The sequence below is a fragment of the Methylobacterium sp. E-025 genome, from assembly GCF_022829705.1.
Classification (GTDB): Bacteria; Pseudomonadota; Alphaproteobacteria; order Rhizobiales; family Beijerinckiaceae; genus Methylobacterium.
In genome coordinates, this window is the sequence record NZ_JAKSYR010000120.1 from 78,339 (window position 1) to 100,883 (window position 22,545).

The following is a 22,545-nucleotide window of genomic DNA, read 5'->3' on the forward strand; positions in this document are numbered from 1 at the left end:
AGGGTCGCGGGGCTTTTTGCTGCCGGCCGGATACCGTGCCGGGCCGAAGGGAAACTCACATCATGATGACCGACGAAATCGAAGACCTGCACCGCGCCCGAACCGTGCTCGCACGCCAGCGCAACGCGATGACCAAGCGGCTCGCCGGGATCGATCTCGCGCCGGTCTCGATGGCCGAGGACCTGACCCGCATCCTCGTCGCGATCGAGGCTGTCGACCGGGCGCTGACCGCCGAGGGCCGCCCTTACATGGCGCCCGAGATACAGGCCGAGGGCTGACGGCCCAACGCCGACCCGAAAGGCTCGGGCCGGCGTTCCATGATCGATCGCCCGTCGGATCGGCGCCCGCCAAGCGCCGGTCGTCCCTCGCCCGCGACCGGTCTCAGGCCGAGGCGACCTCGATCCGCACCGGGACCGACTTCGCCGCGGGCACCTTGCTGCGCTCGGCATGGTGCCAGAGCGGGATCAGCGGATTGCATTCGGGGTAGTAGCCGCCGACGCAACCCTTCGGGATGTCGTAGGCGAGCACCCGAAACCCATCCACCCGCCGAACAACCTGGTCGTTGGCCGCACCGACGAGATCGACGTTCTGCGCATCGCGCAGGCCGAGACGGGCGATGTCGTCGCGGTTCATGAACAGCACCATGCGCGTGCCTTTGACGCCGCGGAAGCGATCGTCGTAGCCGTAGATCGTGGTGTTGAACTGATCGTTCGACCGCATCGTGATGAGACGCATCACGTCCGGATCAGCCTGCTCGGTGTCGGGATCGGCCGACAGCCCGCGGGGGGTGACGAAGTTCGCCTTGCCGCTCTCGGTCTTCCAATCGCGGTCGGCCGCGGGGATCGGACGGCGGAAGCCGCCGGGCGTCCACATCCGCGCGTTGAAGTCCTTGAACTGATCCGGATAGGTCGCCTCGATCGCGTCGCGCACGCTGGCGTAGTCGCTGCCCCAGCGATCCCAGTCGATTCGCGGATTGGGCGCCAGCGTCGCCTTGGCGATCCCGGCGACGATCCGCGGCTCGGAAAGCAGTTCCGGTCCCGCCGGCTCGGCATAGCCCTTCGAGCCGTGGATGCACGCGGTCGAATCCTCCATCGAGACCGCCTGCCGTCCTCCGGCCTGCTGGTCGATCTCGATCCGGCCGAGGCAGGGCAGGATGTAGGCGACCTCGCCGTGGATCAGGTGGTTGCGGTTGAGCTTGGTCGAGATCTGCACCGTCAGGCGCAGCGTCTTCCAGGCCGCCTCCATCAGCGTGGTCTCAGGGACGGCGCGGATGAAGTTCCCGCCGAGCGCCACGAACGCCTTCACCGACCCGTCGAGGATGCCCTCGCAGGCCTCGACGGTGTTGAGGCCCTTCTCCATCGGCGGCTCGAAATCGTAGAGCTGCCGCAGCTTGTCGTTCGGCACCAGCTCCGGCTTCTCGGTGATGCCGACCGTGCGCTGCCCCTGGACGTTGGAGTGCCCCCGGACCGGGCAGATGCCGGCGCCGCGCTTCCCGATGTTGCCGCGCATCAGGAGCAGATTGACCAGGGCCTGCACCGTCTCGACGCCCATGCGGTGCTGCGTCAGCCCCATTCCGTAGACGCCGATCGTCGCCTTCGCCTTGGCGTAGGTCGCGGCCGTCTGCTCCAAGGCCTTCCGCGTCAGGCCGGAATGCCGCTCGAGCTCGTCCCAGGTCTTTTCGCGCACGGAGGCCGCGAACGCCTCGAAGCCCTGGGTGTGCTCGGCGATGAAGGCGGTGTCGAGAACCCGCTCCGCCCCGCTCGCGATCGCCGCGTCATCGAGCGCCAGCAGCGCCTTGCAGATGCCGTAGATCGCCCCGAGGTCGCCGCCGGCCTTCACCTGGAGGTACTGCGACGAGATCCGCGTCTCGGATCGCGTCAGCATCTCGAGCGGCGCCTGCGGGTTGGTGAAGCGCTCCAGCCCGCGCTCGCGGAACGGGTTGAAGGTGATGATCGGGACGCCGCGCCGGCTGGCGTCCTGCAGCGGGTGCAGCATCCGCGGCGCGTTCGAGCCGGGGTTCTGGCCGAAGAACAGGATGCAGTCGGTATGCTCGAACGCCTCCAGCAACACGGTGCCGACCGGCGAGCCGATGCTCTCGGGCAGGGCCACGGAGGTCGATTCGTGGCACATGTTCGACGAGTCGGGCAGGTTGTTGTTGCCGTAGAGCCGCGCCAGCAGGCCGTACATGTACGAGGTCTCGAGCGAGGCGCGGCCCGAGGCGTAGAACACCGCCTGCTTCGGCTCGAGCGCCTTCAGCTCGGCGCCGATCTCCGCGAAGGCGTCGTCCCACGAGACCGGCCGGTACCGGTCGGTCGCCGCGTCCCAGCGCAGCGGCACGGTGAGGCGGCCGAGCTCCTCGAGATCGTAGTCGCGCCAGCCGGCGAGCTCGGTCACGGTATGGGCGGCGAAGAAGTCGGCGCCGACGCGCTTGCGCGTCACCTCCCACGCGGTGGCCTTGGCGCCGTTCTCGCAATACTCGAACACCGCCGGCTTGCCGGGCTTGGCCCAGGCGCAGCTGACGCACATGAACCCGCCGGGCTTGTTTTGGTGGCGCAGCATCAACCCGCCGGTGACGGGGATCTGCTCGCGCAGCAGGATCTCGGTCAGCGACTTCGCCGACCCCCAGCCGCCGGCCGGCCCCTCGTAGGGATCGAGCTGCACCGAATCCGTCATTCCCGAGACTCCAACTTCGCGTTCGCGGATCGGGCCGAAGGCGCGATCATCGGGGAAGAACCGTCCGTCGGTGCGAAAGGGTCCGGTCGGGCGCATGCGGCAAACATCGCGCGCGCGCAGGGTCGGCGGCGGACGGTCGGCCGTGCTACGGCTCGCCCCGGCCATCATCGAAAGCACGCCCCCGATTGTCCGACCGGAACGAGACCCCGCTGCCGCGCGCCGCAGACGCCCCGCGCGACGCCCGAACCGAAGCGGTCCTCGACCGGATCGCCGCCGCGGGGAGCACCCGCTTCGGGACCGGCGAGCACGGGCTCGATCTCGTGCGCATCGACGCCGCGGGCGCAACGCTCGCGCAGCGCATCGACCCGGAGGCGCCCGCGCCGGCGTGGTGGGACCCCGAATGCGGCGGCCTGAACCTCGCCGACGCGGTCCTCGACCGGGCCCGGATGGAAGGGGCGAACCTCTCGGCCGCGAACCTGCGGCGGGCGAACCTCTCCGGCGCGGTCGGCCGCTCCGCCACCTTCGCCGGCGCGAACCTGGAAGAGGCCGACCTCGGCGAGGCCGACCTCAGCGGCACCGATTTCCGGGGCATCGTCGCCGGCCAGGCGAGCTTCCGCGAGGCGATGCTGGAGGATGCACGCTTCGACGACGCGGCGTTGCGCTTCGCGAAGTTCCCGCAGGCGCTGCTCGACGGCGCGAACTTCTCCGGCGCCGACCTGTGGGGCGCGGACTTCACCGGGGCGGATGCCGACGACACCAGCTTCAAGGGGGCGCGGCTCGACGAGGCCGACCTCTCCGACGTGAACCTGACGCACGCGGACTTCGAGGGCGCGAGCCTGACCAAGGCGCGCCTCGTCGGCTCGCGGCTTCGCGGCGCCAACCTCTCGAACGTCAAGCTCGACGGCGCCGACCTCTCCGGCGCGGACCTCTCGGAGACCAGCCTGGTCCGGCTCAACTTCGTCACGTGCAAGCTGCACCATGCCCGCTTCGCCGGCGCCTGGCTCAACGGCACGCGGATGCGGATCGAGCAGCTCGGCGGCATGGTCGGCGAGGAGGCCGCGGGCGACTACGCCGGCGCGCAGGCGAGCTACCTCGCGCTGGAGCAGAACCTGAAGAGCATCGGGAGCCACGACGAGGCGAGCTGGGCGTACAAGCGCGGCCGAAGGATGGGACGGTTCGAGGCCGGGGAGAAGACCCGCGCGGCCTGGACCGCACGGGACGGGCGGGCGTTCCTGCGCCACGGCTACCGCTGGACCTCGGACCGCTTCGTCGAGTGGCTGTGCGACTACGGCGAGAGCCTGTCGCGGATCGCCCGCGCCTTCGCCATCCTGATCGTCGTCTTCGCGGTCCTGTTCGGCTTCGCCGGCGGCCTGATCCCGGACGGGTCGACCGAGCCGACCCGGAACGCCGTCGACTGGCTGAGCTACAGCGCGCTCAACATGATGACGGCGAACCCGCCGGAGATCGGCGTCAAGCCGATCGGCCGCTTCACCAACCTGCTCGTCGGCATCGAAGGCGCCGCCGGCATCATCCTGATGGGGCTCTACGGCTTCGTGCTCGGCAACCGGCTGCGCCGCTGATTTTGCCGGGCGCGCCCTATGTCACGGGGCAGGGCCGCGCCGGCCGAGGATCACGCACCTTCATGCCCGACTGGATTCGCGACACCGTGTGGTGGCAGGTCTACCCGCTCGGCTTCGTCGGGGCGGAAGGCACGCGCCGACGCGGCGCCGAGGTCGCGCATCGCCTGGACCACATCGTCGCCTGGCTCGACTACGCCGCCGATCTCGGCGCGACCGGCCTCGCGCTCGGCCCGATCTTCGCGTCCGAGACCCACGGCTACGACACGATCGACTACCTGCGCATCGACCCGCGGCTCGGCGACGAGGCCGACTTCGACCGGCTGATCGCGGCGGCCCATGCCCGCGGGCTGAAGGTCCTGCTCGACGGCGTGTTCAACCATGTCGGGCAGGATTTTCCGGCGTTCCGCACTGTCCTCGACGAGGGCCCGTCCGCCGCCCGGGCCGGCTGGTTCCACCTGTCCTGGCCGGAGGGCACCAACCCCGGCGACGTGCCGGACCACCGCTGCTTCGAGGGCCACAGCGCCCTGGTCACCCTGAACCACGACCACCCAGAGGTCGCCGACCACGTCGTCGCGGTGATGAACCACTGGCTGGCCCGCGGCGCCGACGGCTGGCGCCTCGACGCGGCCTACGCCGTCCCGCGCGCCTTCTGGACGCGCGTCCTGCCGCGGGTCCGCGCGGCGCATCCGGACGCCTACCTCGTCGGCGAGGTGATCCACGGCGATTACGCCGGCATCATCGCCGAGACCGGCCTCTATTCGGTGACGCAGTACGAGCTGTGGAAGGCGATCTGGAGCGGCTTCAACGACCGCAACCTGTTCGAGCTGGCACACGCCCTGAAGCGGCACGACGACTTTCTCGACGCCTTCGTGCCGATGACCTTCGTCGGCAACCACGACGTCACCCGGATCGCGAGCCGGATCGCCGACATCCGGCACCTGCCCCATGCCCTGGCCGTACTGCTCACCGTCGGCGGCACGCCCTCGATCTATGCCGGCGACGAGCAGGCCTTCCGCGGCATCAAGGAGGACCGGGCCGGCGGCGACGACGCCGTCCGCCCGGCCTTCCCCCCGAGCCCCGACGACCTCACGCCGGAAGGCTGGCCGACCTACCGGCTGCATCAGGACCTCATCGCCCTGCGCCGGCGGCATCCGTGGCTGCACACGGCGCGGACGCGCGCGCTGCATCTGACCAACACCGCCCTGACGCTGGAAGCGCACGGCGACGGGCAACGGCTCCTCCTCGCCCTCAACCTGTCGGACGAGCCGTCGGAGCAGCCGGCGCCGGGCGCGCTCGGCCTCGAAGCCGGGCAGGGCGAGGTGATCGGCGAGGGCGAGTCTCAGGCCCGCATCCGCCTTTCGCCGCACGGATGGGCGATCCTCGCGGCAAAGGCGTGATCGCCGGGCGCGCCGCCCTAGGTGGAGATCGTGAAGCGGACGAGGCCGACCATGCAGACGCGAGCGCGCACGACCGGGATCCGCAAGCCGTCGCCCGGACACCTCGTCCTCGCGGTCTCGCTCGGCATCGTCGCGCATGCCGGGGCCGCCTCGGCGCTGGAAGTGACCCGCTCCCGCATCGTCGCCGCGCCGCCCGCCGCGATCTGGTCGTTGATCGGCGGCTTCTGCGACATCGCGCGGTGGCACCCGCAGGTGACGCGCTGCACGCTGTCATCGGAAGACGGCGCCCCGGTGCGCGCCCTCGTCGCGGCGGGCGGCCTCGGCACGCTCATCGAGATCGAGACCGCGCGGGACGAGGCGGCGCTGAGCTATTCCTACAGGCTCGTCTCCGGGCCGTTGCCGGCGAAGGGCTACACGTCGACGCTCTCGGTCACGCCGATCGGCAAGGGCGCGACGGTCACCTGGACCGCGCGCTTCGAGGCGGAGGGGATGACCGAGGCCGAGGCGGTCGCCGACATCGCCGGCGTCTACGAGGCGGGCCTCGCCGGCATCGCCAAGGAAGCCGCTCCCTAGGCGAGCCGTGCGGTCAGTCCTTCGACAGGCTGTCGATGAGGTGGTTCAGGTCGATGCGCATCGCCTGCACCTCGGGCTCGGTCAGGTCGAGCTGGCACATGACGCTCTGGCGCACCTCCGCCGCGTCGGCGCGCAGGGCACGCCCCTTCTCGGTCAGGGCGATCTCGACCTCGCGCTCGTCGGAGCGGCGTCGGTTGCGCTGGAGCAAGCCGGCCGCCTCGAGCCGCTTGAGCACCGGCGTCAGCGTGCCGGAATCGAGGCGCAGGCGCCGCCCGATCTCGGAGACGGTGACCCCGTCGGTCTCCCACAGGACCATCAGCACAAGATATTGCGGGTAGGTCAGCCCGATCCGCTCCAGCAGCGGGCGGTAGGACTTCGTCATCCGGTGCGCGGCCGCATAGAGGGCGTAGCAGAGCTGGTTGTCGAGGAGCAGGGGATCCCTGGTCCGCTCGGCTTCCGCCTCGGGCGCCTCCCGCGTCGCCTCCGTCATGCACGCCATCTCAGTCGCCCACATCGTCACGCGCGAGTCTCCGTCGCGCTCGCGCGTCGCCCCGGCCTTCCCGCATAGCACGATATGTCCGATCGGTGAGGGGGCGAACGTGAAATTCCGTCGCAAACCTCATTGCATAGAGCCACTTATTGCATGGAGCCACTTGCCGTCTTAGGCGGCGAGCGCGTCGAGGCTCGCGAGCAGGCCGGGCTCGTCCTCAAGCGTGCGCAGGTCGAGGTGCAGGGCGCCGTCGGCGATCCGGCCGATCACCGGGACCGGCAGATCGCGCAGGAGGGCGGCCATGCGCTTCGGCCAGGCACCGCCGCGGCGCCCGCCCTCGCCCGCGGGCGGGGTCAGGACCAGACAGGCGCTCGGCAAGGTCTCCACCGGCAGGGCGCCCGAGCCGATCTGGCTGCTGCAGGCCGCGACCGCGACCTCCGCCCGGCCGGCGAGGCGACGTGCCACCTCCCGCGCGAGCCGGCGCGCCTGGGCGTCGATCGCCTCGGCCGGGCGCGTCAGGAGGCGCAGCGTCGGCAGGCGCTCGGCCAAGCGCTCGGGATGCAGGTAGAGCCGCAGCGTCGCCTCGAGCGCGGCGTAGGTCATCTTGTCGACCCGCAACGCGCGCTTCAGCGGGCTCTTGCGAACCTTACGCAGCAGGTCGGCGCGCCCGGCGACGATCCCGCACTGGACCCCGCCGAGGAGCTTGTCGCCGCTGAAGGTGACGAGGTCGGCATGGGCGAGGGCGGCCCGCACGGTCGGCTCCGGCGGCAGGCCATGCGCGGCCAGATCGATCAGGCTGCCACTGCCGAGGTCGAGCGCCAGCGGCACGCCGCGCTCGCGGCAGAGCGCGCCGAGCGCCTCCTCGCGGGGCTGCGCCGTGAACCCGCGGATCTCGTAGTTGCTGGGATGGACCCGCATCACCAGGCCGGTGCGCGGGCCGAGCGCCTCGTCGAAGTCGCGCAGGTGGGTCCGGTTCGTGGTGCCGACCTCGCGCAGGCGACACCCGGCCCGCGCCATCACGTCGGGCACGCGGAACGAGCCGCCGATCTCCACGAGCTCGCCGCGGGAGACCACCACCTCCTTGCGCATCGCGAGCGCGTTCAGGACGAGGAAGACGGCCGCCGCGTTGTTGTTGACGACGATCGCCGCCTCCGCCCCGGTCAGCCGACAGATCAGCGCCTCGACATGGTCGTCGCGCTCGCCGCGCTCGCCCGTGGCGAGGTCGAACTCGAGGTTGCTCGCGCCCGTCATCACCGCCGATACCGCGGCGGCCGCCTCGGGCGGCAGCAGGGCGCGGCCGAGATTGGTGTGCAGAACGGTGCCGGTGAGGTTGAAGACCGGCCGCAAGGACGGGCTCGCCTGCCGGGCCAGAGCATGGCCGACGCGGGCGAGGATCTCGGCCGCCTCCGGCACGCCATCCCCGCCGGCCCGGATCGCGGCGAGATCGTCGCGGATCGCGTCCCGGAGAGCGGTTCGGCCGAACCTCTCCACCAGCGCGACGGAGGCTTCGTCACCGAGAAGCCGCTCGACGGAGGGAGGTCGCGCGCCCTGTGCCTGTTCGCGAGGACGGGGAGCGGACGCACGTGAAGCCATGAACGAGTGATAGCAGGTCGGACTGCTCCATCCAGTCCCGCGAAGCCGCACGCGCGCCGTCGGCCCTCCGCCCGCGACCCGCTCTTGGCAACGCCCGCGAACGCGGGCAGGAAGTCGGATGATGGACGCGTATCACCAGCTGCTCACCCGCATCCTCGACGAGGGCTGCGCCAAGGAAGACCGCACCGGCACCGGCACCCTCTCGGTGTTCGGCCACCAGATGCGGTTCGATCTCGGCCGGGGCTTTCCCCTGGTCACCACCAAGCAGCTGCACCTGCGCTCGATCATCCACGAGCTGCTGTGGTTCCTCACCGGCGACACCAATGTCGGCGCGCTGCGCGCCAACGGCGTGACGATCTGGGACGAGTGGGCCGACGCGCAGGGCGATCTCGGCCCGGTCTACGGCAAGCAGTGGCGTTCCTGGGAGAAGCCCGGCGGCGGCACCGTCGACCAGATCGCCTGGGTCGTCGACGAGATCCGCCGCAATCCCGATTCGCGCCGTCTCATCGTCTCGGCCTGGAACCCGGCCGACCTCGACCGGATGGCGCTGGCGCCGTGCCACTGCCTGTTCCAGTTCTACGTCGCCGACGGGCGGCTCTCGTGCCAGCTCTACCAGCGCTCGGCCGACGCCTTCCTCGGCGTGCCGTTCAACATCGCAAGCTACGCCCTGCTGACCGCGATGATCGCGCAGGTCACCGGGCTGCGCCCCGGCGATTTCGTCCACAGCTTCGGTGACGCGCATCTCTACCGGAATCACCTCGACCAGGCGCGCCTCCAGCTCACGCGCGCGCCGCGGCCGCTGCCGACGCTGCGCCTCAACCCGGAGGTCCGCGACCTGTTCGCCTTCCGCTACGAGGACATCGCGATCGAGGGCTACGAGCCCCATCCCGCCATCCGCGCGCCGGTGGCCGTCTGATGCCGTCCCCGACGCACGGGGCCGGTATGCGGCCGGTCAAGATCACCTTGGTGGTAGCCTTGGCCGAGAACGGCGTGATCGGCCGGGACAACGGGCTCGCGTGGCACCTGCGCGGCGACCTGAAACGGTTCAAGGCGGTGACCATGGGCAAGCCGATGCTGATGGGGCGCAAGACCTACGCCTCGATCGGCCGCCCCCTGCCGGGTCGCCGCACGCTGGTCATGACCCGCGATCCCGCCTTCGCGGCCGACGGGATCGAGACGGTTCACGATTGGTCGCAGGCGCTGGCGGCCGCGGCGGCCGAGGAGCTGATGGTGGTCGGCGGCGCCGAGATCTACCGGCTCGCGCTCCCCCATGCCGACGCCCTCAGGCTGACCGAGGTCGCGGCGAGCCCGGACGGCGATACGCGCTTCCCCGCCTTCGACCGGACCCTGTTTCGCGAGACCTTCCGCGAGGCGCATCCGGCCGATCCGCACGACGAGCACGCCTACACGTTCGTGGACCTCGAACGCATCCCGTGAAAACCACGATTTCCCTCGGATGTGGAGGGGCGTCCGGTCGCGGTTGCCAAAGGCGGCGCCGATGCCCACCTGCTTGCCTTGACAGCAGGCGACGGTCCCTCGCAGGTGCGTAGGCCTCCGCTCGTTCCGGTGGCTGCCTCATCCGGGCAGGTTTGGACACGGTCGCGGGCCGTTCGGGCGGTTCGAACCGTTGGCGCGCGGGCAATCCCGCAGCAGGCAGGAGAAGACGGCTAGCATGCCTTGGAGCAATCAGAGCGGCGGCAGTGGCGGCGGGGGAGGTCCCTGGGGTCGTGGCGGCGGCGGCAATGGCGGCGGCCCCTGGGGCAGCGGCGGCGGCGGTGGCGGCAAGACACCGCCCAATCTCGAGGATCTTCTGCGCCGCGGCCAGGACCGCCTGCGCGGCGTGATGCCGGGCGGCTCGCTCGGCGGCGGCAAGAGCTTCGTGGTGATCGGCGCCTTGGCGGTGGGCCTCTGGCTCGCGACCGGCTTCTACACCGTCGCCCCCAACCAGGTCGGCATCGAGACGATCTTCGGGCGCTACGTCGGCTCCAAGGGCGAGGGTCTGCGCTACAACTTCCCCTATCCGGTCGGCGGCGTGATCAAGCCGAATGTCGGCCAGGTGAACTCGATCCAGGTCGGCTTCCGCTCCGGCGGCGGAACCCAGGCGCGCTCGCGTGACATGCCGGACGAGAGCCTGATGCTGACGGGTGACGAGAACATCGTCGACCTCGACTTCGAGGTGCAGTGGCGCGTGAACCCGCTCAAGGCCTCGGACTACGTGTTCAATCTCCAGAACCCGGAAGGCACGATCAAGGCGATCGCCGAGAGCGCGATGCGCGAGGTGGTCGGCCGCCGCAACATCCAGGCGATCCTGACGAACGAGCAGTCGAGCGTCGCGCAGGAGGTCAAGGAGATCACCCAGAACGCGCTCGACGAGTACGGCGCCGGCGTGCGCATCGAGGTGGTGCAGCTCGTCAGCGTCAACCCGCCGCCGGAAGTCCGGCCCGCCTTCATCGACGTGAACGCGGCCCAGCAGGACGCCGACACGGCGCAGAACGAGGCCAAGACCTATGCCAGCCGCGAGGTCCCGCAGGCCCGCGGCCGTGCCTCGCAGATCGTCCAGGCGGCGGAAGCCTACAAGACCAAGGCGACCGCCGACGCGACGGGCCAGGCCGCGCGCTTCGACGAGGTCTACGCCTCCTACAAGACCGCCCCGGCGATCAGCCGCGAGCGGATCTTCCTGGAGACGATGGAGAAGGTGCTCGGCTCCGTGAACAAGGTGATCATCGATCAGGGCGTCGCCGGCTCCGGCGCGACCGGTGCCGCGGGCGTCGTGCCGGTGCTGCCGCTGGCCGAGTTCGGGTCCCGCACCCCCGCCCCGGCGCAGACCAATGGAGCGGCCCGATGAACGCACAGGCCATCCGCACGGGCTCGGCGGTCGTCGCCGCCGCCCTCGCACTCGCCTTCTATGCCTCGGTCTTCACCGTCGGGCAGATGCAGCAGGCGCTGGTGCTTCAGTTCGGCCGCGTCCGCGCCGTCCTGAACCAGACCGGCGAGGACAAGCCCGGGCTCTACTTCAAGCTGCCCTTCGTCGAGAACGTGGTGCTCTTCGACAAGCGCGTCCTCGACCTCGACCTGCCGGTGCAGACGCTCCTGACCGCCGACCGGCAGAACCTCGAGGTCGACGCCTTCGCCCGCTACCGGATCGTCGATCCGCTGCGGTTCTACCAGTCGGTGAACAACGTCGCGCTGGCCAACCAGCGCCTCGCGAGCTTCACCAACTCGTCCCTGCGCAACGTCCTGGCGCGCTCGACACGCGACGCCATCGTCAAGACCGAGCGCACCCGCCTGATGAACCAGATCCAGGAGGACGTGAACCGGGAGGCCAAGGCGCTCGGCGTGCAGATCGTCGACCTGCGGATGACCCGCGTCGACCTGCCCGCCCAGAACAGCGTCGCGGTCTATCGCCGGATGAAGACGGAGCGCGAGCGCGAGGCCGCCGACATCCGCGCCAACGGCGACCAGATCGCCGCGACGATCAAGGCGAAGGCCGACCGGGACGTGACCGTGATTCTCGCCGACGCGACCCAGACGGCGGAGAAGCTGCGCGGCCAGGGCGACGCGGACAAGAACCGCATCCTCGCGGAGGCCTTCGGGAAGGATGCGGGCTTCTTCAGCTTCTATCGCTCGATGCAGGCCTACGAGACCGGGCTGAAGGGGAACGAGACCCGGCTGGTGATGAGCCCGAACTCGGACTTCTTCCGCTACTTCAGCGATCCGCAGGGAAAGGCGGCTCAGGGCGGGGCGCCGCGCGGGTCCGACCCGGCGGCGACGACCGGCTCGACCGGCCCGGCACGCTGACCATGACGCAGGCGGCCTGCCCTTGAACGGGGCGGACCGCCGCCGATCTTAAGGCGGCCATCGAACCGCCAGCCGCCGATTGGCGGCACCCGACAGCACCGGAAACGCGTTCTTGAAGAGGTCGATCATGCACCCCGCCGCGAGCGCGCCCGCGCATCCCCTCGCCCGGTTCCGCCGATCCGCGCGGTCCGTCGCCGCCGCGATCCTGATCGCATCCTCGTCCGTGGCGATGCCGGCCTATGCCAAGGGCCCGGATTCGCTCGCCGACCTCGCGGAGAAGGTCGACGACGCAGTGGTCAACATCTCGGCGTCGACCACCGTCGAAGCGCGCCCCGGCAACCGCGCCGGCCCTCAACTGCCGCCCGGGACCCCGTTCGAGGATCTGTTCGAGGAATTCTTCAACAAGCGCGGCGGGCGCGGCGGCCCGGAGCAGCGCGGCGAGAGCGACAACCCGCGCCAGCAGCGTAAGTCGAGCTCGCTCGGCTCCGGCTTCATCATCGACGCGTCCGGGATCGTGGTGACGAACAACCACGTCATCGGCGACGCCAACGACATCCAGGTGATCCTGCACGACGGCACGAAGCTGAAGGCCGAGATCATCGGCAAGGATTCCAAGATCGACCTCGCCGTGCTGCGCGTGAAGCCGACGGCGGAGCGCCCGCTGAAGGCGGTGCCGTTCGGCGATTCGGACAAGATGCGCGCCGGCGACTGGGTCATTGCGATCGGCAACCCGTTCGGCCTCGGCGGCTCAGTGTCGGCCGGCATCGTCTCGGCGCGCGGCCGCAACATCGAGTCCGGTCCCTACGACAACTACCTGCAGACCGATGCGGCCATCAACAAGGGCAATTCGGGCGGCCCGCTGTTCAACATGGACGGCGAGGTGATCGGCATCAACACGGCGATCCTGTCGCCGACCGGCGGCTCCGTCGGCATCGGCTTCGCCGTCCCGTCGAGCTCGGCCAAGCCGGTGATCGACCAGCTCCGCGAGTTCGGCGAGGTCCGTCGCGGCTGGCTCGGCGTGCGTATCCAGAACGTGGATGACGCTACCGCCGAAGCGCTCGGGCTGAAGGGGGGCGCCAAGGGCGCGCTGATCGCCGGCGTCGACGAGAAGGGGCCGGCCAAGACCTCGGGCCTCGAGGTCGGCGACGTGATCGTCAAGTTCAACGGCACGGCGGTGAAGGCCTCGAGCGACCTGCCGCGCATCGTCGCCTCGACCCCGGTCGGGCAGAAGGTCGACGTCGTCGTCGTCCGGAAGGGCGAGGAGAGCACCAAGGCCGTGACGCTCGGCCGTCTCGAGGACAGCGACAAGCCGCAGCTCGCCAACCTTCGCCAGCCCGAGGCCGAGAGCGCCACGCGTCAGGCGCTCGGCCTCAACCTCTCGGGCCTTACCGACGAGCTTCGCCGGAAGTACAGCATCAAGGACGGCGTGAAGGGCGTGGTCGTCACCCGCGTCGACCCGAACTCGACCGCGGCCGACAAGCGCATCCAGCCGGGCGAAGTCATCGTCGAGGTCGGGCAGGAGGCGGTCAACACGCCGGCCGACGTGACCAAGCGCGTCGAGGCTCTTCGCAAGGATTCCCGCAAGTCGGTGCTTCTGCTGGTCGCCAGCGCGACTGGCGACGTCCGGTTCGTGGCGATCGGCCTGGACTGACCTTTTCGCGAAGATAACGGCACGAACCGACGCCGCCGCCCGATCCGGGCGGCGGCGTTCTCTTTGGTGGCGGACGAAAGCTGGCGGATGCCTTGCCCGCAAGGACCGAACCCGTCACCCTTCGCATCCGGCGGATGCCCGCGCGCGAGTCGGCCGCCCCCGTGAACGCCATCGCCTTCGATACGTTGAAGTTCGCGCGCAACCTGCACGAGAAGGCTCACCTCACGCCGGAGCAGGCGGAGGGGATGGCGGACGCCATGTCCGAGGTGTTCGCCAGCGGCATTCCGACCAAGACCGACATCGCGGATGTCCGGCACGACATCGAAGCGTTCCGCGTGACGACGCAGGCCGACATCGTCGCGGTCCGACATGACATCGATGCGCTGCGCTTCTCGACGAAGGCGGACATCGATGCCCTGCGTCTAGCAACCCGCATGGACATCGCGACGGCGAAGTCCAACATCATCAAGTGGATGTTCGGGATGATCGGGTTCCAGACGGTCGCGATCCTCGGCGCGGTCGTCGCGCTCGTCCGCAGCCTGCACTGACGGCGGTCAGGCGACGAACTCGCTCGCCATGTAGCCCTGCAGGTAGAGCAGCGCGCTCAGGTCGCCGTGCTCGATCCGGGCGCGCGCCGCGGCGGCCACAGCCGGCTTCGCGCGAAACGCCACGCCGAGGCCCGCTTCGCCGAGCATGTCGAGGTCGTTGGCCCCGTCGCCGACCGCCATCGTCTCCGCAACGTCCAGTCCGAGGCCATCGCGGAGCGCGATCAGCGTCGCGCGCTTCTCGGCACGCCCGACGATCGGGTCGTCCACCATGCCGGTCAGGCGCCCGTCCGAGAGACCGAGCCGGTTGGCGTGATGCTCGTCGAAGCCGAGCGCTTCGGCGATCGGCCCGGTGAACAGCGTGAAGCCGCCCGACACCAGGCAGGTGCGTGCGCCGTGCGCCTTCATCGTGTGCACGAGCGTGCGACCGCCCGGCGTCAGGGTCAGCCGGTCGCGGATCAGCGCGTCGACGACGCCGGCCGACACGTCGCGAAGCAGGGCGACGCGCTGGCGCAGAGCGGGCTCGAAGGCGATCTCGCCGCGCATCGCGCGCTTGGTGATCGCCGAGACCTGCTGCTTCAGGCCGATCGTGTCGGCGAGCTCGTCGATGCATTCCTGCTCGATCATGGTCGAGTCCATGTCCGCGAGGAACAGGCGCCTGCGCCGGTGGGCGTCCGCCGGCAGCACCGCGACGTCGATCGGCTCGCCCGCGAGCGCCGTCCGCAACCGCGCGGTGAACGCCGGCGCGGCGACCGCAGCCCCCGGCACCAGCAACTCGGCGGCGACCTCGCCGTGCAGGATGCGCGGCTGATGCTCGGTCGCGAGAACCAGGCGCGCCTCGGCCAGCACCGCATCGGTGATGGCGGGGCGGGCCTCGTTTGCTATCAGGGTCGCGACAAGGGTCATCGGAGCCGACGATTTCGTGTTGCCGCTTTCAAGTGCGTCGTCGCAGGGGCGGCCGGAGGCGATCCTCATTGCAGGGCCGACCGCGTCGGGCAAGTCGGCGCTCGCGACGGCGCTGGCGCTCCGTCACGGCGGGATCGTCGTCAACACCGACTCGATGCAGGTCTACGCCGACCTGCGCATCCTCTCGGCGCAACCGGATCGGGCGGAGGAGGCAAGCGTCGCGCATCGCCTCTATGGGCATGTCGACGGGGCGGTGAACTACTCTGCCGGGCATTTCGCGCGGGACGCTGCGTCGCTGCTGGCCGGTCTCGACGGGCGACTGCCCGTCTTCGTCGGCGGAACCGGGCTGTACTTCCGCAGCCTGGAGGAGGGCCTGTCCGACCTCCCGCCGGTGCCGGAGGCCGTGCGCGCCGCGATCCGCTCCGAGAGCGAGGGCCGCCCGACCGAGGCGCTGCACGCCGATCTCGCCGAACGCGACCCCGCCGGCGCCGCCCTGTTGCGGCCGAGCGACCGCGCCCGGGTCATGCGCGCGCTCGAGATCCTCGCCGCCACCGGCCGGCCGATCGCCGCGTTCCACGGGCCACGCGTGCCCGGTCCGCTCGCGGGGCGAAGGCTGCTGAAGATCTTCCTGGCGCCCGAGCGCGAGCTGCTGCGCGCCCGCATCGACGCGCGCTTCCGCACGATGATGCAGCGGGGCGCCCTCGACGAGGTCGCGGTGCTGCGCGAGCGCCGCCTCGACCCGCTGCTGCCGGTGATGCGCGCCCACGGGGTGCCCGGCCTGATCGCGCATCTCGACGGCGCGATCGGGCTCGAGGAGGCGATCGTGCGCGGGCAGGCCGACACCCGCCGCTACGCCAAGCGCCAGTTCACCTGGTTCCGCCACCAGATGGGAGCAGAGTGGCGCTGGCTGGCGCCCGAGGCGGCGATGGCGGAAATCGCCTGAGGGATCTCAGCGCTCCAGGCGCGCGACGAGGCTCGACGTGTCCCAGCGGTTGCCGCCCATGGCCTGGACGTCGGCGTAGAACTGGTCGACGAGGGCCGAGACCGGGAGCTTGGCGCCGTTGCGGCGCGCTTCGTCGAGCAGGATGCCGAGGTCCTTGCGCATCCAGTCGACGGCGAAGCCGAAGTCGAACTTCCCCGCGTTCATGGTCGAGCCGCGGTTCTCCATCTGCCAGGAGCCGGCGGCCCCCTTCGAGATCACGGAGAGCACCGCCTCCACGTCGAGGCCCGCCTTCTTGGCGAAGTGCACGCCCTCGGACAGCCCCTGGACGAGGCCGGCGATGCAGATCTGATTGACCATCTTGGTGAGCTGGCCCGCCCCGACCGGCCCCATCAGCCGGCAGGCGCGCGCATAGGCGCCGATCGCGCTCTCGACCTTGTCGTAGCAGCCCTGGCCGCCGCCGCACATCACGGTGAGCATGCCGTTCTCGGCGCCGGCCTGGCCGCCGGAGACCGGGGCGTCGATGAAGCCCAGCCCCTTCGCGGTCGCGGCCTCGGCAAGCTCGCGGGCCACCTCGGCCGAGGCGGTGGTGTGATCGACGAAGATCGCACCGGCCTCCATGCCGGCGAGCGCGCCGTCCGGACCGAGCACGACGCCGCGCAGGTCGTCGTCGTTGCCGACGCAGGCGAAGACGATCTCTGCGCCCTCGGAAGCCTCGCGCGGCGTCGGCGCATGCGCGCCGCCGTTGGCCGCCACCCACGCCTCGGCCTTGGCGGCCGTGCGGTTGTAGACGGTGACCGAGTGGCCCTTCTTGACCAGGTGTCCGGCCATCGGGGCGCCCATGACGCCGAGCCCCAGGAACGCGACCTTCGCCATCATCCGTCTCCGTCTCGTGTGCTGATGGAGCGGTCTAGGTATCGCGCACCGCAGCGTCAAACCGCGGCGCCGACGAAGCGAAGCGGATCGCGACAACGCCGCGCGGTTGTCCACTCGCTGCCGCGATGGGGATTTTCCTCAATCCAAAATTGCGGCATCACGCGCGGGATCGTCGGCCCCCGAGTGCCGGCTTCGGGAGTGGAACGATGGGCGCGATCGGTAGGCATGGCCCCTGGGCCCTGGTCGGTGCGTTGGGGGCGGCGGCGCTCGCCATCGTCGCCGTCGAGCGCGGCGAAGCGGTGAACGCGCTCTGGCTCGTCGTCGCGGCGGTCTGCGTCTACCTCATCGCCTATCGCTACTACGCGCTGTTCATCGCCGAGAAGGTGATGCGGCTCGATCCCAAGCGCGAGACGCCGGCCGTCCTCCACAACGACGGGCTCGACTACGTCCCGACGAACAAGAGCGTCCTGTTCGGCCACCACTTTGCGGCGATCGCCGGTGCCGGCCCCCTCGTCGGCCCGGTGCTGGCCGCGCAGATGGGCTACCTGCCCGGCCTGCTCTGGATCCTCGCCGGCGTCGTGCTCGCCGGCGCGGTGCAGGACTTCATGGTCCTGTTCGTCTCGATGCGGCGCGACGGGCGCTCGCTCGGCGAGCTGATCCGCACCGAGCTCGGCACCGTCCCGGGCATCATCGCGTTGTTCGGCACGTTCCTGATCATGGTGATCCTGCTGGCGGTGCTCGCGCTCATCGTCGTCAAGGCGCTGGCCGAGAGCCCGTGGGGCACCTTCACCGTGATGTCGACGATCCCGATCGCGATGCTGATGGGCGTCTACACCCGCTACATCCGCCCCGGCCGCATCGGCGAGGTCTCGATCCTCGGCTTCGTCCTGCTGATGGCGGCGATCTTCGGCGGCGGCGCGATCGCCGACAGCCCGGTCTGGGGCCCGGCCTTCACCTTCACCGGGACGCAGCTTTGCTGGATGCTGATCGGCTACGGCTTCGTCGCCTCGATCCTGCCGGTCTGGCTCCTGCTGGCCCCGCGCGACTACCTCTCGACCTTCCTGAAGATCGGCACGATCGTCGGCCTCGCGCTGGGCATCGCCTTCGTCGCCCCGCACATGCAGATGCCGGCGGTGACCAAGTTCGTGGACGGCACCGGGCCGGTCTGGGCGGGCCAGCTCTTCCCGTTCCTGTTCATCACCATCGCCTGCGGCTCGGTCTCGGGCTTCCACGCGCTGATCGCCTCGGGCACCACGCCCAAGCTGATCGCCAGCGAGGCGGATGCGCGCTTCATCGGCTACGGCGGCATGCTGATGGAGAGCTTCGTCGCGGTGATGGCGCTGGTCTCGGCCACCGTCATCGATCCGGGCGTGTACTTCACGATGAACGCGCCGGTCGCGCTCCTCGGCACGACGCCGGAGACCGCCGCCGCCGCGGTGACGAAGCTCGGCTTCCCGACCACGCCCGAGGTGATCGCCCAGACCGCCAGCGATGTCGGCGAGCGCACCATCGTCGCGCGGGCCGGCGGCGCGCCGACCCTCGCCGTCGGCATGGCGCACATCATCTCCAGCGCCATCGGCGGCAAGGCGATGATGGCGTTCTGGTATCACTTCGCGATTCTGTTCGAGGCGCTGTTCATCCTCACCGCGGTCGATGCGGGGACCCGCGCCTGCCGCTTCATGGTGCAGGACCTGGTCGGGCTGGCGGTGCCGTCGTTCAAGCAGACCAACGCCTGGGTGCCGAGCATCCTGGCGACGGCCATCGCGGTCGGCGCCTGGGGCTACTTCCTCTACCAGGGAGTGACCGACCCGCTCGGCGGCATCAACACGCTGTGGCCGCTGTTCGGCATCTCGAACCAGATGCTGGCCGCCGTCGCGCTGACGCTGTGCACGGTGGTGATCTTCAAGATGAAGCGCGAGCGCTACGCGTTCGTGACGATCATCCCGACCGCGTGGCTGTGCATCTGCACCCTCACCGCGGGCTGGCAGAAGATCTTCTCCGCCGACCCGAAGATCGGGTTCCTCGCCCATGCCGAGCGCTACGCGGGCGCGCTGGCGGAAGGCAAGGTGCTGGCACCGGCCAAGGACCTCGGCCAGATGGGCCAGATCGTGCTGAACGACCGGATCGACGCGGTGCTCGCCGCACTGTTCATCGGCCTCGTCGTGGCGATCGCCGGCTTCGGCATCGCCGCCTGCGTCAAGGCGCTGCGCTCCGACCGCTGGACGGCCCTCGAGAGCGAAGCCCGCATCGTCGCGGCGGAGTAGGGCCGATGGAGGCCGCTTCGCAGAACCTGCGCGACCGTTGGAAGGCCCTGTCCAAGTGCGTCTGCGACGGCGCGCGCCTGATGGTGGGGCAGGGCGATTACGCGGCCTACGCCGCCCACGTCGCGCGGACGCATCCCGACCAGGCACCGATGACCGAGATCGAGTTCTTCCGCCATCGGGAGAACGCGCGGTTCGGTGTCGGCAACACCAGCGGATTCCGCTGCTGTTGACTATGCAACGGCGTGACGGACGGATCGTTCGAGGATGCAGCCCGGTCGCGGGCGGGAAACGCTTGACTCCGAACGGGCATTTCCCGTGAGTCAGGCGAGTGCGAGGTAGGCAATGAGCATCTTCCAGGACGCCATTCTGCGGTTCGGCCGGACGATCATGTCCTATGCCGGCGACGGCCTGTTTCTTGCGGCCGCGGTCTCGGCCGCGGCCAACGTGACGATCGCCGACGGCGACGTCGACGAGGAGGAGGTCGAGTCGGCGATCTCGGGCATGCGCGCCAACCCGATCCTCCAGAAATCCTACGACACCCTGCGGATCGAGCAGGAGCTGTACGAGGGCATCGCCCGCGCCAAGACCCGCGCCGGGCGGATCGAGAACCTGCGCCACGTCGCGGCCATCGCCGACCGGCCGCTCGACCAGCGCCAGGACATCTTCCTGATCGCCGCCGACGTCGCCGATTTCGGCGGCATCAGCGAGGTCGAGCACAAGGCGCTCGACGAGATCGCCGCCGCCCTCCAGGTCGAGAAATCGGCCCTGCTGCGCTGACCGGCCGTCGATCGCAGGCCCGGAAGGGGATCCATGTCGCGGACCGGACAGGTTGCCTTCGACACCCGGCTCCGCGGCCTCACCGGGCTCGCGTTCGTCGGGTTCCTGCTCTCGCTCGTCACCTTCGGCATCTACCGCTTCTGGTACATGACCGACCTGCGGCGCTTCTTCTGGAGCCGCACCGTCGTCGACGGCAGCCCGGCGGATTACACCGGCACCGGGCGCGAACTCTTTCTCGGCTTCCTCGCGGCCCTCGGGCTGCTGATCGTGATCTATGTCGGGCTGTTCGGCCTGGCGATCGCGCTGCCGAGCCTGGTGCCGTACTCGGCGATCCTGTCCTTCGTCATCCTGTTCCTGCTCGGGCAGTTCGCGATCTACCGCGGGCGCCGCTACCGGGCGATGCGGACGCTGTGGCGCGGCATCCGCCTCGGCCAGGACGGCTCGGGCCTCGCCTATGCCGGCCGGGCCGCCCTGTGGTGGGCGCTGACGCTGGCGACGCTGGGCCTCGCCTTCCCGTTCATGCGTGCCAGCCTCGAGCGCTACCGCATCGGCCACACCCTGATCGGCACCAGCCGGATGGCGTCCGACGCGCGCGGGCGCGCGCTCCTCGGGCCTTGGCTGCTGTTCTACGCGGTGGCGCTCGGCCCGGTGCTCACCTTGCTGCTGGCGCTGGTCGCCGCCAACGACTTCGTCCTGCCGATCGACCTGATGCTGCCCAAGCCCGGGGGCAAGGCCGGCGATCTCATCCTCAACCCCGCCTATGCCGGCACCCGGATCGCGACCCTCGCCGTCGCGCTCGGGATCACCGCCGGCTGCTGCCTTCCCCTCTCGCTCCTGCTGGTGCCGTTCTATCGGGCGCGCGAGACGCGGGTCTTCATGAACGCGGCGCGCCTCGGGCCGGTGCGCCTCGTCTCGACGCTCCGCGCGCGGCAATTCTACTGGCCCTACCTCGTCTACGCGCTGTCGCTCCTCGGCTTCGTCGTGGTGGTCGGCCTGATCGCGCTGCTCGCCGGCCTCGCCGCGCGGGCCGCGGGCGGCGACGGGCTGGCCTGGGCGGCGGTGCTCGGCGGCGGCCTGCTCTATCTCGGCGGCGCGCTCGCCTTCGCGGTGCTGTACGTGCGCGTCGTCCAGGCCCGCCTCTGGGCCGCGGTCGCGACCACGACGCAGGTGGCCGATGCCGACGGCCTGAACCGCATCCTCGCCGCGAGCCACGGGCCGGGCAGCGGCCTCAACGAGGGCCTCGCCGACGCGCTCGACGTTGGCGGCGCGCTGCAGATCGGGTTCTGATGGCGCTCACCGCGTCCGGCCGCTGGTTCGACGGACGGAGCGCCGCGCCGCACGCGGTGACCCTGCACCTCGGCGAGCGCCTCGAGATCACCGGGCCGGAGGTCCATCGCGACTGGAACCTGATCGACCTGCGGGCCGGCGAGGGACAGGCCCCGCTGCTGCGCCTCGGGATCGCGGGCGATCCCGGCCATGTCGAGGTCGTGGACCCGTCGTTCGCCGCATGTCTCGAAACCCGCTACCCCGACCTGCGCAAGCGCACGGACGCGGGTGGAGGGACCTGGCGCCTCGTCGCCGGCTCGCTTGCGGTCGGCATCGCGGTCCTGCTCACCGTGTTCTTCGGCCTTCCGATCGCGGCGGGCGTTCTCGCGCCGCTGGTGCCGGCCGGCATCGAGGCGCGCCTCGGCACCGCGGTGGAGTCGCAGGTGCTCGACTTGATGGGCGATCCGCCGCCCTGCGCGGAGCCGGCTGGCCGGGCCGTGCTCGACCGCCTCGTCGCCCGCCTCGCGGCCGGTCGCGGCCTGCCGCCCGATCTCGCGGTCACGGTCCGCCGCCACGACACCGCGAACGCGGTGACGTTGCCGGGCGCGCGCGTCGTCGTGCTCTCCGAGCTGATCGCCAAGGCACGGAGCGGCGACGAGTTCGCCGGCGTGCTGGCGCACGAGCTCGGGCACGTGGCCTCGCGCGATCCGACCCGGGCGCTGATCCAGGCCTCGGGCACGTCGTTCCTGCTCAGCCTCGTGCTCGGCGACCTCACCGGCTCCACCGTGATCGTCGCCCTCGGCCAGGCCGTGCTCTCGGCCGGCTACAGCCGCGATGCCGAGCGGGCGGCCGACGCCTATTCCGTCGCCGCGATGCGGTCGGTCGGCGGCGACGCGGCGGCGCTGGCCTCGATGCTCGAGCGGATCGCCAAGGACGAGGCGGATGCCGACCCGGCCCTCCTGCGCAGCCATCCCTTCACCCGCGAGCGTGCCGCGACGATCCGCGCCCTCGCCGGGGCCCGGGACCCCGACAGGCACATCCTGAGCGACGCCGATTGGATGCAGCTGCGCGGGATCTGCCCCGGGGCGACGGACGGGCCGGACAAGCCTGCACCGAAACCCCGTCCGAGCCAGCGACGGCGGGTCTGAGCCGGCCTTCGACCACGCCGCAAGGGCCTGCGGCCTCTTCGCAGCCGCAGCGCGTGGACATGATCGCG

The 22,545-nt window shown here is 70.7% G+C and carries 21 protein-coding genes; 16 read left to right on the forward strand and 5 right to left on the reverse strand.

The genetic code is table 11. The annotated features are described in order from the left end of the window. Window positions 1–62 precede the first annotated feature (62 nt). Window positions 63–278 (forward strand): hypothetical protein, encoded by a 216-nt coding sequence (locus MKK64_RS18145; RefSeq protein WP_243936266.1) that lies wholly within the window; start codon window positions 63–65, stop codon window positions 276–278. Window positions 279–381: 103 nt separating this feature from the next. Here the strand turns inward: MKK64_RS18145 and MKK64_RS18150 are convergent, their stop codons facing one another. After that, on the reverse strand, window positions 382–2,673 hold the full coding sequence (locus MKK64_RS18150) for an FdhF/YdeP family oxidoreductase (protein WP_243936268.1): 2,292 nt from the start codon (window positions 2,671–2,673) through the stop codon (window positions 382–384). A gap of 185 nt (window positions 2,674–2,858) precedes the next feature. Between MKK64_RS18150 and MKK64_RS18155 the strand changes: the two genes are divergently transcribed. The 3 genes from MKK64_RS18155 (at window position 2,859) to MKK64_RS18165 (ending at window position 6,223) form a co-directional block, all read left to right on the forward strand. Further along, entirely contained in the window at window positions 2,859–4,253 is a 1,395-nt protein-coding gene (locus tag MKK64_RS18155) for a pentapeptide repeat-containing protein (protein WP_243936270.1), read from the forward strand. A 62-nt stretch (window positions 4,254–4,315) separates the two neighbouring features. After that, window positions 4,316–5,650, forward strand: a complete 1,335-nt coding sequence (locus MKK64_RS18160) for an alpha-amylase family glycosyl hydrolase (RefSeq protein ID WP_243936272.1) — start codon at window positions 4,316–4,318, stop codon at window positions 5,648–5,650. 51 nt (window positions 5,651–5,701) lie between these two features. Further along, window positions 5,702–6,223, forward strand: coding sequence for an SRPBCC family protein (locus MKK64_RS18165; protein ID WP_243936274.1), 522 nt, complete (start codon window positions 5,702–5,704; stop codon window positions 6,221–6,223). 13 nt (window positions 6,224–6,236) lie between these two features. Here the strand turns inward: MKK64_RS18165 and MKK64_RS18170 are convergent, their stop codons facing one another. Next, window positions 6,237–6,713: a MarR family winged helix-turn-helix transcriptional regulator gene (locus MKK64_RS18170; RefSeq protein ID WP_147726067.1), complete on the reverse strand. Its 477-nt coding sequence runs from the start codon at window positions 6,711–6,713 to the stop codon at window positions 6,237–6,239. Window positions 6,714–6,884: 171 nt separating this feature from the next. Further along, on the reverse strand, window positions 6,885–8,306 hold the full coding sequence (selA, locus tag MKK64_RS18175) for an L-seryl-tRNA(Sec) selenium transferase (protein WP_243936275.1): 1,422 nt from the start codon (window positions 8,304–8,306) through the stop codon (window positions 6,885–6,887). A 121-nt stretch (window positions 8,307–8,427) separates the two neighbouring features. Between selA and MKK64_RS18180 the strand changes: the two genes are divergently transcribed. From MKK64_RS18180 to MKK64_RS18205, 6 genes are all read left to right on the forward strand, one after another. Further along, entirely contained in the window at window positions 8,428–9,222 is a 795-nt protein-coding gene (locus MKK64_RS18180) for a thymidylate synthase (protein WP_243936391.1), read from the forward strand. Window positions 9,223–9,248: 26 nt separating this feature from the next. After that, entirely contained in the window at window positions 9,249–9,743 is a 495-nt protein-coding gene (locus MKK64_RS18185) for a dihydrofolate reductase (protein ID WP_243936393.1), read from the forward strand. 235 nt (window positions 9,744–9,978) lie between these two features. Beyond that, window positions 9,979–11,151 (forward strand): FtsH protease activity modulator HflK, encoded by a 1,173-nt coding sequence (hflK, locus tag MKK64_RS18190; protein ID WP_147728693.1) that lies wholly within the window; start codon window positions 9,979–9,981, stop codon window positions 11,149–11,151. Continuing rightward, complete coding sequence (gene hflC, locus MKK64_RS18195) at window positions 11,148–12,104, forward strand: protease modulator HflC (RefSeq protein WP_147843690.1); 957 nt, start codon at window positions 11,148–11,150, stop codon at window positions 12,102–12,104. The genes hflK and hflC overlap by 4 nt, the downstream gene beginning before the upstream one ends. 127 nt (window positions 12,105–12,231) lie before the next feature. Beyond that, window positions 12,232–13,755 carry a Do family serine endopeptidase gene (locus tag MKK64_RS18200; protein WP_147727451.1) on the forward strand — a complete coding sequence of 508 codons (1,524 nt, stop codon included), beginning with the start codon at window positions 12,232–12,234 and terminating at the stop codon, window positions 13,753–13,755. Window positions 13,756–13,916: 161 nt separating this feature from the next. Then, window positions 13,917–14,303: a CCDC90 family protein gene (locus MKK64_RS18205; RefSeq protein WP_243936276.1), complete on the forward strand. Its 387-nt coding sequence runs from the start codon at window positions 13,917–13,919 to the stop codon at window positions 14,301–14,303. A gap of 6 nt (window positions 14,304–14,309) precedes the next feature. On the opposite strand, the gene serB is transcribed toward MKK64_RS18205, so the two are convergent. Beyond that, window positions 14,310–15,206 carry a phosphoserine phosphatase SerB gene (gene serB, locus MKK64_RS18210; protein WP_243936278.1) on the reverse strand — a complete coding sequence of 299 codons (897 nt, stop codon included), beginning with the start codon at window positions 15,204–15,206 and terminating at the stop codon, window positions 14,310–14,312. Window positions 15,207–15,225: 19 nt separating this feature from the next. Between serB and miaA the strand changes: the two genes are divergently transcribed. After that, window positions 15,226–16,149 carry a tRNA (adenosine(37)-N6)-dimethylallyltransferase MiaA gene (miaA, locus tag MKK64_RS18215; RefSeq protein WP_243936279.1) on the forward strand — a complete coding sequence of 308 codons (924 nt, stop codon included), beginning with the start codon at window positions 15,226–15,228 and terminating at the stop codon, window positions 16,147–16,149. Between the two features lie 6 nt (window positions 16,150–16,155). Here the strand turns inward: miaA and MKK64_RS18220 are convergent, their stop codons facing one another. Then, a complete protein-coding gene (locus tag MKK64_RS18220; RefSeq protein WP_147844058.1) occupies window positions 16,156–17,022 on the reverse strand; it encodes an NAD(P)-dependent oxidoreductase in 867 nt (288 codons plus the stop codon). Between the two features lie 206 nt (window positions 17,023–17,228). Here MKK64_RS18220 and MKK64_RS18225 point away from each other — a divergent pair, with 206 nt between their 5' ends. The 5 genes from MKK64_RS18225 (at window position 17,229) to MKK64_RS18245 (ending at window position 22,477) form a co-directional block, all read left to right on the forward strand. Continuing rightward, on the forward strand, window positions 17,229–19,286 hold the full coding sequence (locus MKK64_RS18225; RefSeq protein ID WP_147844054.1) for a carbon starvation CstA family protein: 2,058 nt from the start codon (window positions 17,229–17,231) through the stop codon (window positions 19,284–19,286). Window positions 19,287–19,291: 5 nt separating this feature from the next. Then, window positions 19,292–19,516 (forward strand): YbdD/YjiX family protein, encoded by a 225-nt coding sequence (locus MKK64_RS18230; protein ID WP_147844055.1) that lies wholly within the window; start codon window positions 19,292–19,294, stop codon window positions 19,514–19,516. Window positions 19,517–19,628: 112 nt separating this feature from the next. Beyond that, window positions 19,629–20,063 (forward strand): tellurite resistance TerB family protein, encoded by a 435-nt coding sequence (locus tag MKK64_RS18235; RefSeq protein ID WP_147844056.1) that lies wholly within the window; start codon window positions 19,629–19,631, stop codon window positions 20,061–20,063. Between the two features lie 33 nt (window positions 20,064–20,096). Next, a complete protein-coding gene (locus MKK64_RS18240; protein ID WP_243936280.1) occupies window positions 20,097–21,350 on the forward strand; it encodes a DUF898 family protein in 1,254 nt (417 codons plus the stop codon). Beyond that, window positions 21,347–22,477 (forward strand): M48 family metallopeptidase, encoded by a 1,131-nt coding sequence (locus tag MKK64_RS18245; RefSeq protein WP_409567971.1) that lies wholly within the window; start codon window positions 21,347–21,349, stop codon window positions 22,475–22,477. The genes MKK64_RS18240 and MKK64_RS18245 overlap by 4 nt, the downstream gene beginning before the upstream one ends. Window positions 22,478–22,545 lie beyond the last annotated feature (68 nt).

What these genes read in the sequence shown, in the direction of transcription:
- MKK64_RS18145 (WP_243936266.1), top strand. Translation starts at nt 63, where the DNA reads ATGATGACCGACGAAATCGAAGACCTGCACCGCGCCCGAACCGTGCTC.
- MKK64_RS18150 (WP_243936268.1), bottom strand. Translation starts at nt 2,673, where the DNA reads ATGACGGATTCGGTGCAGCTCGATCCCTACGAGGGGCCGGCCGGCGGC.
- MKK64_RS18160 (WP_243936272.1), top strand. Translation starts at nt 4,316, where the DNA reads ATGCCCGACTGGATTCGCGACACCGTGTGGTGGCAGGTCTACCCGCTC.
- MKK64_RS18165 (WP_243936274.1), top strand. Translation starts at nt 5,702, where the DNA reads ATGCAGACGCGAGCGCGCACGACCGGGATCCGCAAGCCGTCGCCCGGA.
- MKK64_RS18170 (WP_147726067.1), bottom strand. Translation starts at nt 6,713, where the DNA reads ATGACGGAGGCGACGCGGGAGGCGCCCGAGGCGGAAGCCGAGCGGACC.
- selA (WP_243936275.1), bottom strand. Translation starts at nt 8,306, where the DNA reads ATGGCTTCACGTGCGTCCGCTCCCCGTCCTCGCGAACAGGCACAGGGC.
- MKK64_RS18180 (WP_243936391.1), top strand. Translation starts at nt 8,428, where the DNA reads ATGGACGCGTATCACCAGCTGCTCACCCGCATCCTCGACGAGGGCTGC.
- MKK64_RS18185 (WP_243936393.1), top strand. Translation starts at nt 9,249, where the DNA reads ATGCGGCCGGTCAAGATCACCTTGGTGGTAGCCTTGGCCGAGAACGGC.
- hflK (WP_147728693.1), top strand. Translation starts at nt 9,979, where the DNA reads ATGCCTTGGAGCAATCAGAGCGGCGGCAGTGGCGGCGGGGGAGGTCCC.
- hflC (WP_147843690.1), top strand. Translation starts at nt 11,148, where the DNA reads ATGAACGCACAGGCCATCCGCACGGGCTCGGCGGTCGTCGCCGCCGCC.
- MKK64_RS18200 (WP_147727451.1), top strand. Translation starts at nt 12,232, where the DNA reads ATGCACCCCGCCGCGAGCGCGCCCGCGCATCCCCTCGCCCGGTTCCGC.
- serB (WP_243936278.1), bottom strand. Translation starts at nt 15,206, where the DNA reads ATGACCCTTGTCGCGACCCTGATAGCAAACGAGGCCCGCCCCGCCATC.
- MKK64_RS18220 (WP_147844058.1), bottom strand. Translation starts at nt 17,022, where the DNA reads ATGGCGAAGGTCGCGTTCCTGGGGCTCGGCGTCATGGGCGCCCCGATG.
- MKK64_RS18225 (WP_147844054.1), top strand. Translation starts at nt 17,229, where the DNA reads ATGGGCGCGATCGGTAGGCATGGCCCCTGGGCCCTGGTCGGTGCGTTG.
- MKK64_RS18230 (WP_147844055.1), top strand. Translation starts at nt 19,292, where the DNA reads ATGGAGGCCGCTTCGCAGAACCTGCGCGACCGTTGGAAGGCCCTGTCC.
- MKK64_RS18235 (WP_147844056.1), top strand. Translation starts at nt 19,629, where the DNA reads ATGAGCATCTTCCAGGACGCCATTCTGCGGTTCGGCCGGACGATCATG.
- MKK64_RS18240 (WP_243936280.1), top strand. Translation starts at nt 20,097, where the DNA reads ATGTCGCGGACCGGACAGGTTGCCTTCGACACCCGGCTCCGCGGCCTC.